The organism is Citreicoccus inhibens (genome assembly GCF_019039035.1).
Classification (GTDB): Bacteria; Myxococcota; Myxococcia; order Myxococcales; family Myxococcaceae; genus Citreicoccus; species Citreicoccus inhibens.
Window position 1 is genome coordinate 18,614 of record NZ_JAHNZT010000028.1, and the last position, 16,254, is coordinate 34,867.

A 16,254-nucleotide genomic window follows, 5' to 3' on the forward strand; every position below is an offset into this window, starting at 1 on the left:
TCGTGTGACGCTCGTTACTTCACGGGGAAGTAGCCGACCTTGGTGACGACGGCCTGCCCCTCGGGCGAGAGCGTGAAGTCGATGAAGGCCTTGGCCTCACCAGACGGCTTGTTGCGCAGGTAGAAGAAGAGGTTGCGCGAGAGCGGGTACTTGCCGCTCTTGACGTTGTCCGCCGTCGGGGCGAACTCCTCGCTGCCCTTCTTGATCTTCAGCTCCTTGACGCCCTTGGCGTAGGCGGCGCCGCCGTAGCCAATGCCGTTCTTCTCCTTGGCCACCGCGTTGACGACCGCGGCGGTGCCCGGCAGCGTCTGGGCGTTGGCGGCGTAGTCATCGCCGCCGAGCACGTTGTCCTTCACGAAGGAGTAGGTGCCCGAGGAGTTCTCGCGGGAGTAGAGGACGATGTTGGCCGCGGGGCCGCCCACGTCCTTCCAGTTCGTGGTGTCGCCCAGGTAGATGCCCTTGAGCTGCTCCACCGTGAGCGCCGTCACGGGGTTGGTCTCGTTCACGTAGAACGTGACGCCGTCCTTGGCGACGGGGATCTCCACGCCGGTGGTGCTGAAGCGGGCGCGCAGCTTCTCCTGCTCGGCCTCCTTCATCTCGCGGCTGGACATGGCGATGTCCGTGGTGCCGTTCTGCAGCGCGGAGAGGCCCGTGCCGGAGCCGCCGCCGGTCACCTGGACCTTGGTGCCCGGGTTCTTCTTCATGAACTCCTCGGCCCAGCGCTGGACGAGGATGACCATGGTGTCCGAGCCCTTCACGGTGAGGGTGCCGGCCTGGGCGGCCAACGGGGTGGCCAGGGCGACGAGGGCGGTGAGGGACGAGAGCAGAGTCTTCTTCATGGGAACTGTCTCCTGGGGAAAAGGTAGGTCGTGGCCTAGAAGCGCGCCTGCATCTGCAGGGTGAAGAGATTGTCCTTCGGGTCCTTGGCGTCGGCGACCTTGGCGGTCATGGGGATCTCGTAGACCGCCGAAACCTTCAGGTTCTCACCAAAGTAGTGCTGCACGAGGACGCCCACCGTGTTGACGGTGTTGTTCGCGCCCGGCACGCCGTTGGCCTCCACGTTGGGCGCGCCGTTGCGGGCATCGAAGCTGTCGAAGCGCACCGCCACCGCGTCGCTCAGGCCGAGGTTCTGCACCAGGAGCAGCCAGTAGCCGTGGGCCGAGGCGTTCAGGTTGGTGGCGTTGTTCGCGCCGCCAAACGTCTTGCCGGCGATGAACTCGCCCTTGAGGGCGGTGCCACCGATGGGCAGCACATCCAGGTAGACCTGGAGGTCCGCGCCAATGCGGGTGCGCTTGTAGGCGGTGCGGAACTCGTCGTTGGCCAGCTTGCCGAGCGAGTCGCCGTACCAGCCGGACACGCCACCGGCGATCCACTTGAGGTCGAACCCGACGCGGCCGATGACGTCCTTGTCCTTGTCGTTGTCCTGGACGGTGCCGGAGTCCGTGCCGTTGCCGTCGAACACGCCGATGTTCAGGCGCAGGAAGTCATAGCGGCCGTTGAGCTTCACGCCGCGGTCGCGCTCGCCGGGCAGGAAGGCGCGGATGACGCGGCTGCGCTCCGGGAACTCGCGGTCGCTGGAGGACTGCGGCGCCTCATAGCCGAACGGCCACTTGGTCTGACCCGCGGTGAGCGACCACGTCTGCTTGGTGCCGGGGATGAACAGCGTGGCCTCGGCGTCCTTCAGCACCACGCCGGAGGGCGTCGCGTCAATCTGGAGCATCGCCTGCGCCAGGTCCGTGGTGTACGTGGCCTTGAGGCGGCCCCGGCGCACGGTGAAGCGGCTGAAGCCGCCCGTCCCGTAGTCATCCAGCGACTCCTGGTACTGGTAGCGGGCCTGGATGTAGCCGGAGATCTTCAACTTCTTCAGGGCCGAGAGGTCGGACTGCGCCGTCGCGTTCTGCTCTTCCAGGGCGGCGACCTTGCCTTCGGCGGTCGTCATCCGCTCATCGACGGTGGGCTCGGCGGCGGCGGTGGCCTCGGTGGGCTGCGTCTCGGAGACGGCCGGCGTCTGGGGCTCGGCGGACTGCGCCAGGGCCGCGCTGGATGTCAGGGTGAGGAGGGCAACAAGGAGGTTACGCATGTGTTTGGAGGGCTCCTGAGAAGACCGCGGACTGTCTTCTACGGAGCACTTGTGGCCATTTGAGGTCCCTCTCGTGACAACGCGGCAACGAGTTTCACGTGGCCGACGGATCCACGATGCGGTAGCCCACGCCGCGCACCGTCTCCAGGAGCGCGCGCGCCGTCCCCAGCTTGTCGCGCAGGCGCATCACGTGCGTATCGATGGTGCGCGTCTCCAAGGAGCTGGACAGCCCCCAGACCTCCTCCAGCAACAGCTCTCGCGTCTGCACCCGGCCCAGCCGCGTCATGAGGTGCTCCAGCAGGCGGAACTCCAGCGCGGTGAGGGCCACCTCGCGCTCGTCGACGTAGAAGCGATGGGACGCCACGTCCAGGCGCAGGGGCCCGAGCGCGAGCGGCTGCAGTCCGTCCTTGGGCGTGCCGCCGCGGCGGACAATGGCCTTGAGCCGCAGCACCAGCTCGCGCACGGAGAAGGGCTTGACGACGTAGTCATCCGCGCCCACCTCGAAGCCGCGGATGCGGTCCGCCTCCTCGCTCTTGGCGGTGAGCATGACGATGAGCACGTCGCGCGAGTGCACGTTCGCCCGGAGCTGACGGCAGACGTCCACGCCGGACATGTCCGGCAACATGAGGTCCAGCAGGACGACGTCGGGGGGCTGCTCCCGGGCCGCGGTGAGCGCCGCCTCTCCAGTGCCCGCCACCCGAGTGGTGAAGCCAGAGGCGCGCAGGTTGAAATCGATCAGCTCGGCGAGATCGCGCTCGTCGTCAACGATGAGGACATGGGACATGGCGGCCTCGCACTCTGAGCGCGTCGCTTTGCCGCCGCGTGACACGCCGGCAACAAGTTCGTGACTGCCCTCCTCGCCCGCGTCACGGAAGGACGCGGGCGAGGAAGCGGTCCTCAGCTGCGAGGCAGGGGCTTGGCCGCGCGCTCCAAGGCATTGGGCTCGTGGCCCGAGTGCTCACGCCCCGCGTGCTCGGCGCCCGCGGGATTCAACAGCATGGCGGCGTCCACCGCGCGCAGCTCGCCGTTGAAGCCGCTGAACGCGATGGTGCGATGCGGGCGGATGAGGGACAGCTCGTAGAGCTCCTGGTACGCCACCAGGACCTCGGGCTCATGGCTCAGCGCGGCGAGCGCGCGTCCCACCGCGGACGGGTACTGGCCCTTGGCCTCGGCGACCATGCCCGCGATGTGTGCCTCCGTCTCGGCTTCCAGGAGCGCCACGCGCTGTCGGCCCTCCTCCTCGATGTCCGCCTTGGCGCGCTCCAGTCGGGCGGAGATGGTCTCCAGCACTTGATGGGACACCTCGGGCAGGAGGCTGACGTTGCGGATGAGGACCGCGTCCACCTCCAGGCCCCAGCGCGCCGTCTCCGCGGCGACGTCGCGCTGCAAGAGGTCTCCCAGCTCGTTTCGGTCGCAGAGGATCTGCTGGAACTCGCGGTTGCCCAGGATGGAGATGGCCGAGTGGGTGACGAGGTTGTTGAGCGAGCGATCCCAATCCGCCACGTCGAACAGGGCCTTGGCGGGATCCGCGATGCGAAACTCCAACCACAGGTCCACGATGACGGTGGTGCCGCGCGCGTCGTTGACGTGGATGTTGTTGAACTCTCGGAAGTCGCGCCGCAGCGAGACGGGCACCGTCTTCACCCAGGGCAGGGCGCGGGCGAGCAGCCAGTGCCAGCCGGGGCGGGTGATGACGCGCTCCAGCCGGCCGAAGCGCGTGACGATGACGGCCTCCTCGTCCTCCACCTGGAGGGCGAGGCGCTGGAGGATGCCGAAGAGGAAGGGCAGGGCCGCGAGTCCGAGGACGAGGCCACCGAAGAAGTGCAGGGTGTCAGGGGAGTTCATCGCGAGTCCTTCCGGTAGATGGTGCGGGCATCGGACGTCACCTCGGAGCGGCGGCGGGCGACGTAGTGGTGCAGGGTGTTCTTCTGGGCCAGCTCGCTCAGGTAGCGGCCCAGGGTGCCGATCTCCGTCTCCACGGCCTTGGAGTGCGCCCGCGCGATGGCGAGTCCCCGCTCGGCGGCGAGCACGCGCTGCTGCGTCTCGGCCTCGGCCCGCGCGTGGGTGGCGTCCGCTTCGGACCGCGCCTGGATGACGGCGTTGAGCGCGTCGGCCAACTCGTCCGGAGGCAGCACGTCCGTGAGGTCCACCGCGTTGAAGCCCACGCCATAGCGCCGGCCGATGCGCGTGCGGCAGAACTCCTCGATGCGCGCGTTGAGCATGCGCCGCTCGCGCCGGATGAGCGCGTACGAGCCTGGCTCCTCCGCTCCGCTCGGGGCCTTGTCCGGCGCCTCGCGGAAGTTGGCGATCTCATTGCGCAAGAGGCAGGTGAACAGGCCGGTGATGTGCTCGATGGGCGAGCGCAAGCCGAAGAGGAAGTGGCTCAGCTCCCGCTCCACCGGCACGTAGCGGAGGATGGAGTCCAGCCGCAGGAGGGTGCCGTCCGCCGCCATGGCGGTGCGGCCTCCCTCCTCGCCGGACAGGTCCAGGTTCTGCTCCATCATCGGGACATGGATGACCTTCTCCCAGGGCCGCTTCCGGTGCAGCCCGGGGCCGTAGGTGCGCAGCCGCTGCGAGTCCTCCTCGCGATGCACGGCGCGGCCGAACGACGTGAGCACCGCGAGCTGGCCCTGCTCCACTTGGAAGAAACAACGACTCAGGATGAAGGCGCCGTAGAGGGCGGCGCCGCCCAGGATTCCGAACAAGAACGTCACGAGAGAAACCTCCGAAGGGATGGATGGGGTCAGAAGCGGCCCGGGCCTCGCGGCCGTCGCGCGAGCGCTCCAGGGCTGTTCGAGAGCTGCGCTTCACCGTGCGGTCCGTGCCCGGTGGGCACGTGCACGAGGGCGCCTGCCTTGACGTACTTGTGGTAGGCGGACGCGAGCCCGCGGTTCACGTCGACCACGTCTTCGTTGAACTCGAGGTGGGACGCCGAGACGAGCGGCAGCTTCTCCGCCTTCTCCGCGGTGTCGACGATCATCCCGTGCGGCACGAAGCGCCCGTCGGGAATCTCCACGCCCACCACCACGGCGCCAATGCCGATGTAGCAGTGCGAGCCGACGACGGAGTCGTGCACCACCGCCTTGAAGCCCACGAAGGTGTCATCCCCGATGAAGCACGGGCCATGCACCAGCGCGTCGTGGGCCATGGACACGTTGCGGCCCACGTAGACGGCCCACTCCTCGCCGCCCACGCGCACGCGCTTGTCCTTGAGGGCGTGGATGACCACGCCGTCCTGCACGTTGGAGTTGTCTCCGATGAAGAACGGCGAGCCCTCGTCCGCGCGCACCGAGCTGCCCGCGGCGATGTGCACGTGCTCGCCCATGGTGACCCGCCCGATGACGGCGGCCTGCTCGTGGACGAAGGCGGAGGCGGCCCGGTGTGCTCGGGCGCGGATGTTGCGCAGCCACGCATGGTCCTGGGGCGGGGCCTCGTGGCCGTGGGGCTGGCGGGCCTCGGCGCGGTCCTTGTGGAGCACCGCGCGGATGCCGGTGGCCTTGCGCGCCTGCGTCTCCCGGGCCTGGGCGCGCGACTTGCGCGTGAGCCAGAGGTGCACGCCGTGGATGGCCATGCCCGCCGCGAGTCCCGCCACCAGGTGTCCGGTGACGGTGCCCACCGCGGTGACGATGAAGGCCACCGCGCCCAGCTTCTCCGTGTGCCACAGGTGGCGCAGCGTCTTCAGCTCGATGAGCCGCATTCCCACCACGCACAGCAGTCCGGCCAGCGCCGCCAGGGGGATGATGGCGAGCTGCTGGGACAGATAGAGCACCGCGAGCAGCAGCGCGGCGGCGTGCACCAGCGCGGACAGCCGCGTCTTCGCCCCGCTCTGGACGTTGACGCCCGAGCGCACGATGACGCCCGTGACGGGCATGCCGCCGAAGAGCGCCGAGCCCGTGTTGGCCACCCCCTGCCCGATCAGCTCCAGGTCCAACTGTGGCGGCGGAGCCGTGGGGGCCATGCGCTCCACCGCGCGCGCCGCGAGCAGGGACTCGGCCGCGGCGAGCAGCGCCAGCGGCAGGACCTTCCACGCGAGGGTGAGCCACTGACTGCCTTCCATCGAAGGCAGCGCCGGGAAGGGGAGCGAGGAGGGCACATCCCCCACCCGCGAGATGCCCCAGCCCAGGTATTCGGCCAGCGCGGTGATGAGCGCGATGCCCACCAGCGCCGCGGGGAAGCGCTTGAACTGCTGGGTGGAGACAACCAGGAACGCGACGAACAGGCCGCAGAGCACCGCCGTGTAGGAGACGTCGCGCAGCCACTCCGGGCGGTCCAGCATCTGCGCCAGCTGCGCCACGGTGTAGTCGAAGCCGAAGAGCTCCGGGAGCTGGCCATCCAGGAGCTTGATGCCGACGCCGGTGGTGAAGCCCACGAGCACCGACTCCGGCACCAGGCGGATGAGCTTGCCGCCGCGCGCCAGCCCCATGGCGATCTGCAGCCCGCCAATGAGCAGCGCCGCCGCCGCCGCGCCCGCCACGCCGAACTCCGCGACGATGGCCAGCACCATCACGTTGAGCGCCGCGGCTGGCCCCGTCACCTGCAGGGGCGCGCCCCCGAAGATGGCCGCGAGCCCACCGCCGATGGCGCCCGCGATGAGGCCCGCCGCGGGAGGCAGGCCGCTCGCCACCGCGAGGGCGAGGTTGAGCGGCAGCGCCACCGCCGCCACGGTGATGCCGGCCAGGAGGTCCGCGGGCAGGTGGCGGCCGGTGAGGACCTCGCCCCAGGCGCGTGTCCAGGCTTGGAACAGCTCGCGCGAGGCGTGTCGGGGCGTCGCCGCTCCGGGGGCGCTCCGCGGGGAGCCCTTCGCCCGCTCATGCATGGGGCGGGGCGCGGGCAGCGGCGTGCGTCTTCTTCTCCCATCGGGAGGCCGACGGGGCACGACGTCGATGGATTGTGGATGTGAGGGATTGAGCATGTTGCCGGAGAGAGGGTGGGCCTCCGGCCATGCGCGTCGCTTCGCGGGTCCAAAGACACACGAAGGGCGACGCGCCCGGCAGAGGACGTTCAGGATGGCGCGCGCGACGGGGCCATTCGGCGTCTGGTGTTGCCAGGCGCCGAGACAGACAGGTCGCGAGTCAGACTGCGAGGATTAGACGAGCGGCTCGTCTTCGGGCGCCGCGCAGCGCCGGGGAAGCTGTCTGCGGCGCAGGCGCGAGGCCACGTCATCCGGCGGCTCGCTGGGGCCACAGAGGCCCGCGGCAGGCAGCGGATGGTCTTTCAGGAGGCGGGCGAGGAAGGCATCCAGCTCGGGGCCGCCGAGGAGGGGACGCCCTCCCAGCCGAGGCGTGCTCCGAGGCTTCGCCGCGAAGACCTTGAACGCGAGGTCCGTGCGGTGATGGTCTTCCTCGAAGGGACTCTGCTGCCCGTTGCCCTGTCCCTGGCCCACGCGAACCGTGGGGGTGAAGGGCTTGGCGGGCGCCATCACGCCCGGGAGGAAGCCCAGGCCAATGATGATCAGCGCCAGCAGCGGCAGGCGAAGCGTCACGCCGAGCCCGAGGGCGGTCTGCGCATCTCGCGCGGACTCACCGCTCAGCCCCTGAGCCGACGTCTTGTTGTGTCTGGCCTTCTGAAGACACATCACCTGCACCCCGAACACTTCGTCGCTCAGCGTATTCCTGACCTGGAATTGTGCGCGGCGCAAGCCTTGTTCAAGGGCCTTCCGCACTCTCCGATTTCTCGAAGAATGGGGAGGTGCGCGGGGGTGACTTGCAGTGGTCTCGCCGCTCGTCCCGTCGTCGCGGAAGTCGGCGTGGTGGGGCGAGGCGGTGTCAGGGGCGCAGCAAGTCGCGGCCCGGCGAGGCGACCCACCCGAGTGTGAAGCCCTGATCGGTCGGGATGAGCGCGACGGCGGCGCCCTTCCTCAATTTGTCCGGAAGGCTGTGTCCCAGCGCGAGCGCCACGGCGCGCTCCAGCGAGGGATTGTGGCCCACCAGGGCCCAACCCGGGCCGCGCTCACGCGCCAGCTTGATGATGCGCTTGTGGGCGCCGCCCAGCGGCATGAGCGCGGGCGCGACCTCCACCTCGGAGAGTCCAAAGGCATCCGCGAGCAGCTCCGCGGTCTGCACCGCGCGGACCAGGGGGCTGGTGAGGATGCCTCGCAAGGGGACGCGGCGCGCCAGCTTGCGCGCGTGCTGGCGGAAGGCGATGCGTCCCTCGGAGGTGAGGGCGCGGGCTTCGTCGCCCAGCGAGTTCGAGTCCTCGGCCACGGCGTGGCGAACGATGAGCAGGGGCAGGTCGTGTGCGGCCATGGGCGCGCGTTGTAGAGCAGCCCGTCCGTCCGTGTTTGACAAGCGCGCAAACTGCGCGGGCGTTGTCTATTCCACTCCACCCACGAGGAAGGACACGAGCAACAGCGCGAGCACCGCCGCGGTGATGGCGACGAAGACGCGGTCCTTCTGGAGCCGGAACACGCCCAACGACAGCGCCACCCGCAGCACCGGCACGGACATCATCACCAGCAGGCCCGCCATCACGAACGACTGGCCGCGCACGGCGAGCACGCCCTGGAAGACATCCGTCAAGCGATGCAGGCCGTGGTCCGGCGCCGTGAGTCGCTCCAGCGCCGTGGACGACGAGAAGTAGTCGGGGTGGTGGAAGAACGTCAGCCCCATGCCCACGGCGACCAGCGACAGGCTCAGCATGACGCCGCCTCGCAGCAGCATGCTGATGAGCAGCTCCGGCGTGAGCGCGGGCGCCTGGGGAATGGGGGCCGCGACAGGCGCGCTCGGGCGTGGATTGGGGGAGGACAGGCTCATCCGTGCACGCCCTTGCGCAGCATCTCGAAGGCCACCCACAGCAGCACGACGACGAACAGGGCGCGCAGCCAGCCGCTGCTCAGCTTCGTCATGAAGCGCGAGCCCGCGAACGCGCCCAGCGTCACGCCCACGCACACGGGGCCCGCGATGAACGGGTCGATGTCGCCGCGCGCGAAGTAGATGCCCGCGCTCGCCGCCGCCGTCACACCAATCATGAAGTTGCTCGTGGCCGAGGAGACCTTGATGGGCAGCCCCATGGCCAGGTCCATGGCGGGCACCTTCAGCGCGCCCGAGCCGATGCCCAGCAGGCCACTCACCGTCCCAGCCACGTACATGAGCCCGAGCCCGACCAGCGGCCGGCGCACGCGATAGGCCACCTCTCTCCCCGAGGCCTCATCGAAGTAGCTGCTGTGCAGGCCCAGGCGATCCGCCAGCGCGTCGTTCGCCTCGGTCGCGCGCGTGGGTTGCTCACGCAGCTTGCGCAGCATCGCGAGCGCCGAGTACGCCATCACCGCGCCGAAGAGGAGATAGAGCCCGCGGCCTCCCACCACGCCCGCAAGCAACGCCCCGGTGAGCGCGCCGGCGGTGGTGGCCAGCTCCAGGAACATCGCCACGCGCATGTTGGCCAGGCCATCGCGAACATAGGCCGCGGCGGCGCCGCTGGAGGTGGCGATGACCGACACGATGGAGGCGCCCACCGCGTAGCGGATGTCCACCTTCAGCACGAGGGTGAGGATGGGGATGAGGATGAGCCCGCCGCCGAGTCCCAGCAGCGAGCCGAGCAGGCCCGCCACGACGGAGACGACCATCACGAGCGCGACGAAGTTGAAAGGGGTGGCGAGCACGCGACGCGCATCATCCTCTCCCGCGTCCCGTGCACAACCCCTTTGGCGAGCCATGGCTCGGCCGGCTGGCTGCTCACGGTCGCGGAACGGCGTCAGGGCGGGGGCTTCGGCTCCGGGTGCTCCGCCGCGGGTGGGTGCCCCGGCACCTGGGGAAGAGGCCAACCCTGGAACATGGGCCACGCTCGGTACGCGTCATACGGGTGCTCGGGCGCGGAGGGGGCCGCCGGGGCGGAGCGCTCTGGACGCATCGGGTGGGGCGGGGAGCGCAGCAGAACGTAGGAGAGCACGGAGCACAGCAGGGCCAGGGCGGCGATGCTCCACGCGCGGGCCCGGTTGTCCATGCGACGAGTCTCCTCGTGAGGGGCTAGAAGCGTCCGTGTTTCAACACCTCGGTCTTGGAGATGGTGCCCAAGAGGTGCCGCGCGTCATCCACCACGGGCAGTCGCTCCAGGGGCGTGCGAGCGAAGCGAGTGGCCACCTCCGCGAGTGACAGGCCGGGGGTGATTGGCTGCACGCGTCGGTCCATGACGTCCGCGGCCACCGTGGCCTGGAGCAGCGAGTGGTCCGGCAGGTGCCCCTTGAGCTCGTCCAGGACGATGACTCCCAGCAGGCGCCCGCTCTCGTCGGTGACGTACAGGTCCATGCCGGGGGGCTGCTCCAGGAGGAGCACCACCACCTCATCGAAGGGCGCGGAAGGCGGCACGCGTTGCGTGACGGGCATGAGCATCCCGCGCACGCCCTCCTCGCGCAGCCAGTAGGGGACCGAGTCGGGCACGCGCACGTCGCGGCGGTTGAGCACCGACGTGTAGAGGGACTCGGGCTCCAACCACCGGCTCACGGCGGTGGAGACCACGGCGCCCAGCATGAGGGGCAGGATGAGGCCGTAGTCGCCGGTCATCTCGAATATCATCAGCACCGCGGACACGGACGCGTGCGTGGTGCCCGCCAGCACCGCGCCCATGCCCAGCAGGGCGTACGCGCCACTCGGCGCGCCCCCGGGCGCGAGGTGGCCCACCACCACGCCGAACGCGCCGCCCAGGAGCGCGCCGAAGAAGAGCGAGGGCGTGAAGAGCCCGCCTGGGACGCCAGCGCCCGCGCACAACGAAGTCACCGCGAGCTTTGCCAGGGGGAGGCCCACCAGCAGCAGGAAGGGGAGCGACCCGTGCAGCGCCATGTTCACCGGGTCATAGCCATTGCCGAGCAGATACGGCCAGCCCATCGCGGCCACGCCCACCACGGTCATCGCGGCCAACGGGAGGAAGGGGGCCAGCCACGCTGGCGCGCGGTCGAGGAGATCCGACAGCGCGTTGATGCCGCGCACGTAGCCCGCGGACGCGGCCCCGAGCAACACCCCGAGCAGGAGCGTCAGGAGCAGCTCCCGTGGGTGGGTGAGGACGTAGTGCGGGATGACGTAGCTGGGGTGATCCGCGATGAGCGTGCGGGACACGAGGGTGGCCACGACGCACGACACGACGATGGGGCCGAACAGCTCCAGCGCGAAGCTGCCGAGCAAGACTTCGAGTCCGAAGAGTGCCGCGCCAATGGGCACGTTGTAGGCGGAGGCGATGCCCGCCGCGGCGCCGCACGCCACGAGCAAGCGGGCCTGTCCGGGGCCCAAGCGCAGGCGCTGGGCGAGCGCGGATCCACTGGCCGCGCCTGTCTGCAACAGCGCGCCTTCGCGTCCCAGCGGCGCGCCGAGCCCCACGACGATGATGGACACGAGGCCGCGGAACAGCGCGCGCGGCAGCGGGAGTCGTCCGGACTTGACCCAGATGGACTCGATGATGCCCGCGGTGCCGTGGCCGCGAAGGGGCTGGCCCACGAGCAGCGACACCAGGGACACGAGCGCGCCGCCGAGGACCGGGACGAGGAAGCGGCGCCACGCGGGAGAGGCGATCGCGCCCGCGATGAACTCATCGCCGTTGACGTGCCAGAACAGGTTCTGGGTGACGCGCAGCACTTGGAGCAGGGCCACGGCGCCGAGGCCGGAGATGAGGCCCACGCCCACCACCATGGCCCAGAAGCGTCGCTCCTGGTTCGTCAGCCCCTTGAGCAAGCCCCCCAGCTGTGGGGGCAAGGGCCGGCGTGCCCGCCCGTCTGGCAGGGAGTCACCGCGCGCTGATTCAGGGGTGGTGTCCACGTCCCCGCAATCTAGGGACGCGACTGGGGATGCACCGTCCCGCGAGGGGAGGGCTCCCCGCTCGCTCCCCGGCAAGGAACCCAGGCATCGTGGCGCGCGCGTGGCGCTGCGCCGAAGTCTCGCGCTCGCACGGCGATCGAATGCAGGGGCGTCACGTTCGCGCATCGGTGCGGACGCGAAGCCCTCGCTCTCCAGCGCAGCGCCGGAGCGCCGCATCGCTCAGCGGTCCAGCCTCGGAGCGCCGCCGCGCCTCGCGGTACGGAACCGGGAGCACCGCGCTCGGGTGCCCGGTGGGCTAGCGCCCGAGCATTGCTCCTCGAGGGCGGAGTCCGAGGCGCTACCAGTGCACCGCGCGCGGACGTACCTCCGACGCCGTTACCGTGCCACGGGGCGGGGCGGCGCGGAGTCGCTCCTCGCCTCGCGCTGGGTCGCGGACGCGGGCGCCCGAGGTGCGCGAGGAGGCGAGAGCGGTCCTTCTCCCAGATGGATGCCCACGCCCGCTGGCGGAGGTCTCGGCAGCGTCAGGAGCGTCTCCGCCAGGGTCGCCGCATCCGAGGGCTTGGGGGCCAGGTGGTCCGCCAGCTCCGCGGCGGTGTCGCTGAGATCTCGATGCGCGTTGATGGACCGGTCGAGCGCCTTCTGCATCCGAGCCGTGGCATCGAAGGTCTGCCGCGACTCCGCGGAGGAAGGCAGCGCCTCCTGGAAGGAGAAGGCGAGGGTCGCGTCCCGCCGCAACGCATCCAGCAGCCGCGCGAGTTGCTGTTGCAGCTCCGCGTCCTGCTCGGCGCGGAGGCTCTCGCGCAGACCTCGCTCGCCGCCAAACCACACGCGTCCAGGCTCACCGAAGACGCCCGGCACGCGCGCCTTGAGGTCCTCGAGCACCACGAGCGGATAGACCTTGCGCGGGAAGTCCTGCCCGTAGATCGCGAAGAGCAGCGAGCCATCCATGCGCGGATACACCGCGGCGGTCCGGTTCCCGAAAGGGAAGAACGGCGTGGCGGTGGCCTCCACCCGTTTGGCCATGCGCTCGCGCGCGGACGCATCCAAGGGCGCGTTCTCCTCGGAGGCCCGCCGCGTGCTGCGTCGCAGCGTCGTCATCAGGTCGCGCACCTGGTCGATCCCCACCACGACGTTGAGCGCGCTGCCTCGCGAGTATCCCGCGTGATAGACGCCCACCAACTCGAACTCGCCCGTCTTGCACGAGATGGCCAGCACCGGCGAGCCCGAGTTGCCCGGAGACAGAAGCGCATCCACGACGAAGTCATCGTGGTTCCAGTCCTTGTACTCATCGTGGTCGAACGCGGAGATGACCTTCCCGACGTTGGTCGCGTTGAACACGCCGAGCGGGAACCCGCGAACGTCCACCACAGTCCGCTCGCGCAGCGACGCACTCCGGCCCACCTTCCACGGCATCACCGCGAGCGGCGACTTCGTCTTGATGATGGACATGTCGAGCTGCGGATCACTCACCACGCGGGACAGCGGGATGTCGTCGCGCTCGAACGCATCCGACTCGTTGTCCACGATGCGCAGCCCGTCCCCCACGCGCTTGCACCCGGGCGCCACGCCCTCCACCGGATGGGCTTCGTCGGTGACGGCGGGCCACTCGGTCACGTGCTCGTTGGTGAGCAGCAGCGTCTCGCCGCCTTGCTGCCGATAGGCGAACGCCGTGCCGTGCGCGGACACCTGGGTCCGGCTGCGGCGCACGTTGCCCTCGGGGCCGTACGACAGGCACTCATACGTCGCGGTGCTGCGCACGCAGTAGGTGTACTTGCGCGTGGACTGCTCATACGCCCGCGCCTGGGCGGACAGCGCCGAGAAGCTGTCCGCGTACTCGCCCTCGCAGAAGGGGGCGCTGTCGGTGTGCACGGCTCGGGGGGACTCAGGAGGAGTGCCCGCCTGGGCGAGCGACAGCGTCACCACCGACAGTCCGACCGTCCACCAGGACATGCGCCCCTCCTCTCGAGCCGCCGCCCTCCATGGCTAAGGCGTCGAGCCGGCGGATGCATCTGGAGGTGCGCGAGGAAACGCGAGGCATCGGGCGTGAAAGCCCGCTCTTCGTCACAATGGGCCACGCACGTCCGGGAGTGGACAGGCCCGCTGGTCGCCGGGGACCTACCCGTCCAGGTCGTGCAGCACGTCGAGCGGCAGCGGCGTGGCGTCCGTCACCGTGCCATCCATGTCGGTGGGCAGCGACGACGGATCCACGTCCGGAGGCGGGGCGTCATCACACGGCGCGGCCACCGGCTGACGCGAAGCGGAGCCAGGGGGCGGCCGCAGCACGGGCCCCGGAGGAGGCAGCCCCGAGTGGCGGCGCGCGGCCTCCATCAGCGCGTGGTGGTGGCGGTAGCGCGCCTCCACCAGCTTGTGGATGAGCAGCGGCCCACCGGGCACGCGCCGCGCGGTGAGCGCCTGGGTGGCCTTGCGCACCGGGTAGCGGACGCGGCGGATCTGCACGCGCCAGCCCTTGGGCGTGAACGTGAAGACGCCGTAGGCGGGGCGCAGATCGCCATCGCGCGGAATGCCCGCGCTGGCGACATCCGCGATGAGCATCCGCCCCACGCGGCGGCGATAGGGAAAGTGCAGGTGCCCGAAGGCGCACGCCGCGGCGTCCAGGTGCGTGAAGAAGCGCCGCACCGCGTGGTCGTCCAGCGTGGGGTCCAGGGACTCTTCGAGGTTGCGCGGATTGGCGTGGCAGACGAACAGGTCCTGCCCCTTGCGCGGCGTGTAGCGCACGGAGAAGGGCAGGCTCCCCAGCTGCTGAAGCAGCGTGTCGCCGAGCTGATCCCGCGTCCAGCGCAGCAGCTCCGTCTTCCAGTGGTCCCGCTCGCGGTATGCCCCGCCCAGGTAGTTCCCCGCGAGGTAGCAGTCGGTGTTGCCCATCAGCAGCGAGTCGCAGCGACTGGTGAGCAGCTCCACCGTCTCTCGGGGGTGGGCCCCGCGCAGCGCCAGGTCACCCGCCGCGACGATGTAGTCGGGGGCGACCGAGCGCGCGATGTCCTCGAGGACCGCCTCGCAGGCAGGAAGATTGCCGTGTATGTCCGCGAGGATGGCGACCCGCATGGTCGCGCCCATCCTATCCGGTCGCCGCCTCCGGGGTAGCCGCGGGCAGAAAAATCGTGAAGGTGCTGCCCACGTTCGGCTGGCTCTCCACCTTGATCTCCCCCGCCATGGCGCCCACCAGATGTTTCACGATGGAGAGCCCCAGCCCCGTGCCGCCCATGTCCCGGCTGCGGCCCTTGTCCACGCGGTAGAATCTCTCGAATATCCGGTAAAGATGTTTTTGCTCGATTCCGACGCCGGTGTCCTGGACTCGCACCACGCAGCGGCCTTCCTCGAGGGTGCCGTAGACGTCCACGCGGCCGCCGGCGGGGGTGTACTTCACGGCGTTGTCGAGGAGGTTGAGGAGCACCTGCTCGATGGCGCGCTCGTCACCCTGGGCGCGCAGGTCGGGGGGCACGTGCAGCTCGATGTGCTGTGACTTGCCCTCGGCCTTGATGCGCACGGCCTCCGCGGCGCGCGCGGACGCGATGGCCAGGGGGACGCGGGCCTGTTGGAGGTGCACCTCGCGGGCCTCCAGGCGGGAGAGCTCCAGCAGGTCCTCCACCAGCTCGGAGAGGCGCTCGGACTGGCGGTGGATGATGTCCACCATCTTGGGCGCCACGTGGGGGTCGTTCAGCGCGCCGCCCTGGAGCGTCTCGGCGTAGCCGCGAATCGCGGTGATGGGCGTGCGCAGCTCGTGCGAGACGTTGGCGACGAAGTCCTTGCGCACCTTCTCCAGGCGGCGCAGCTCGGTGACGTCATGGAAGACGGCGGCGCTGCCGGGCAGGTCTCCCCCCAGGGGCGTCACCCGCAGCGACAGGGTGCGAGGAAACAGGCCCTCGAGTGTCAGCTCCAGCCGCGTGGACTCGCCCTCGCGACAGGCGCGCATCACCGCGTCGTTGAGGGCCTCGTTGCGGATGAGGGCGAGCGGTCGCTGGCCGATGATTCCGCCCGCGGGCCGGTGGAGCATCTGCGCGAGCGCGTCGTTGTGGCGCACCACGGTGCCCTCGGCATCGGTGACCCAGATGCCCTCGGCCATGCCGTCCAGGACGGCGGTGAGCGTGCGCGCCCCTTGGATGAGCTCCGCGTTGCGCGCGGACAGCTGGGAGTGGAGCGAGTCGATGGCGCCCTCCAGGCTGGTGAACTCATCGAGCCGGTCCGATGGCGGGCCCATGGTCGAGTTGCCATCGGCGCGCCCGAGCGTCTTGCGCGCCAGGGCGCGAAGCTGCTGCTCGGACACCTGTCGGCTCGTTCCCAGCGCGATGGCAGAGCCCGCCAGCGTCACGAGCGACGCGGCCAGCGCGCCTCCCGGCTGACCGAAGAGCGCGAGCAACACGGCCACCAGCGCGGCCGGAAGCAGCAGCGGGACCAGGATGGTGCGCAGGGACATGTCGC

General features: G+C 70.1%; 15 protein-coding genes. All 15 read right to left on the minus strand.

Going from position 1 to position 16,254, the window contains the following annotated elements; all coding sequences use genetic code 11:
• Positions 1-14: 14 nt before the first annotated feature.
• The 15 genes from KRR26_RS26285 to KRR26_RS26355 all read right to left on the minus strand — a co-directional run bounded on the left by KRR26_RS26285 (position 15) and on the right by KRR26_RS26355 (position 16,249).
• Entirely contained in the window at positions 15-839 is an 825-nt protein-coding gene (locus KRR26_RS26285; RefSeq protein ID WP_120210769.1) for a phosphate ABC transporter substrate-binding protein, read from the minus strand.
• A 35-nt stretch (positions 840-874) separates the two neighbouring features.
• The gene (locus tag KRR26_RS26290) at positions 875-2,080 is read right to left on the minus strand and encodes a porin (protein WP_120210770.1); all 1,206 of its coding nucleotides are present in this window, start codon (positions 2,078-2,080) and stop codon (positions 875-877) included.
• 94 nt (positions 2,081-2,174) lie between these two features.
• A complete protein-coding gene (locus tag KRR26_RS26295) occupies positions 2,175-2,864 on the minus strand; it encodes a response regulator (RefSeq protein WP_120210771.1) in 690 nt (229 codons plus the stop codon).
• A 113-nt stretch (positions 2,865-2,977) separates the two neighbouring features.
• Complete coding sequence (locus tag KRR26_RS26300; RefSeq protein WP_120210772.1) at positions 2,978-3,925, minus strand: SPFH domain-containing protein; 948 nt, start codon at positions 3,923-3,925, stop codon at positions 2,978-2,980.
• Positions 3,922-4,794: an SPFH domain-containing protein gene (locus KRR26_RS26305; RefSeq protein WP_158611602.1), complete on the minus strand. Its 873-nt coding sequence runs from the start codon at positions 4,792-4,794 to the stop codon at positions 3,922-3,924. Before KRR26_RS26305 ends, KRR26_RS26300 begins: the two co-directional genes overlap by 4 nt.
• A gap of 29 nt (positions 4,795-4,823) precedes the next feature.
• Positions 4,824-6,896, minus strand: a complete 2,073-nt coding sequence (locus KRR26_RS26310; RefSeq protein ID WP_158611603.1) for a SulP family inorganic anion transporter — start codon at positions 6,894-6,896, stop codon at positions 4,824-4,826.
• A 270-nt stretch (positions 6,897-7,166) separates the two neighbouring features.
• Entirely contained in the window at positions 7,167-7,718 is a 552-nt protein-coding gene (locus KRR26_RS26315; RefSeq protein ID WP_147423105.1) for a hypothetical protein, read from the minus strand.
• Between the two features lie 127 nt (positions 7,719-7,845).
• Positions 7,846-8,325 (minus strand): SixA phosphatase family protein, encoded by a 480-nt coding sequence (locus KRR26_RS26320; protein ID WP_217081157.1) that lies wholly within the window; start codon positions 8,323-8,325, stop codon positions 7,846-7,848.
• 66 nt (positions 8,326-8,391) lie between these two features.
• On the minus strand, positions 8,392-8,832 hold the full coding sequence (locus KRR26_RS26325; RefSeq protein WP_120210777.1) for a DUF1634 domain-containing protein: 441 nt from the start codon (positions 8,830-8,832) through the stop codon (positions 8,392-8,394).
• The gene (locus KRR26_RS26330; RefSeq protein WP_407931740.1) at positions 8,829-9,677 is read right to left on the minus strand and encodes a sulfite exporter TauE/SafE family protein; all 849 of its coding nucleotides are present in this window, start codon (positions 9,675-9,677) and stop codon (positions 8,829-8,831) included. The genes KRR26_RS26325 and KRR26_RS26330 overlap by 4 nt, the downstream gene beginning before the upstream one ends.
• A 92-nt stretch (positions 9,678-9,769) precedes the next feature.
• Complete coding sequence (locus tag KRR26_RS26335) at positions 9,770-10,018, minus strand: hypothetical protein (RefSeq protein WP_120210779.1); 249 nt, start codon at positions 10,016-10,018, stop codon at positions 9,770-9,772.
• A gap of 23 nt (positions 10,019-10,041) precedes the next feature.
• Positions 10,042-11,754, minus strand: a complete 1,713-nt coding sequence (locus tag KRR26_RS26340) for a chloride channel protein (RefSeq protein WP_236069207.1) — start codon at positions 11,752-11,754, stop codon at positions 10,042-10,044.
• A gap of 438 nt (positions 11,755-12,192) precedes the next feature.
• Positions 12,193-13,767, minus strand: a complete 1,575-nt coding sequence (locus tag KRR26_RS26345) for a trypsin-like serine peptidase (RefSeq protein WP_217081159.1) — start codon at positions 13,765-13,767, stop codon at positions 12,193-12,195.
• 165 nt (positions 13,768-13,932) lie between these two features.
• Positions 13,933-14,880: a metallophosphoesterase family protein gene (locus KRR26_RS26350; RefSeq protein WP_120210854.1), complete on the minus strand. Its 948-nt coding sequence runs from the start codon at positions 14,878-14,880 to the stop codon at positions 13,933-13,935.
• Positions 14,881-14,893: 13 nt separating this feature from the next.
• On the minus strand, positions 14,894-16,249 hold the full coding sequence (locus KRR26_RS26355) for a sensor histidine kinase (RefSeq protein WP_120210781.1): 1,356 nt from the start codon (positions 16,247-16,249) through the stop codon (positions 14,894-14,896).
• Positions 16,250-16,254 lie beyond the last annotated feature (5 nt).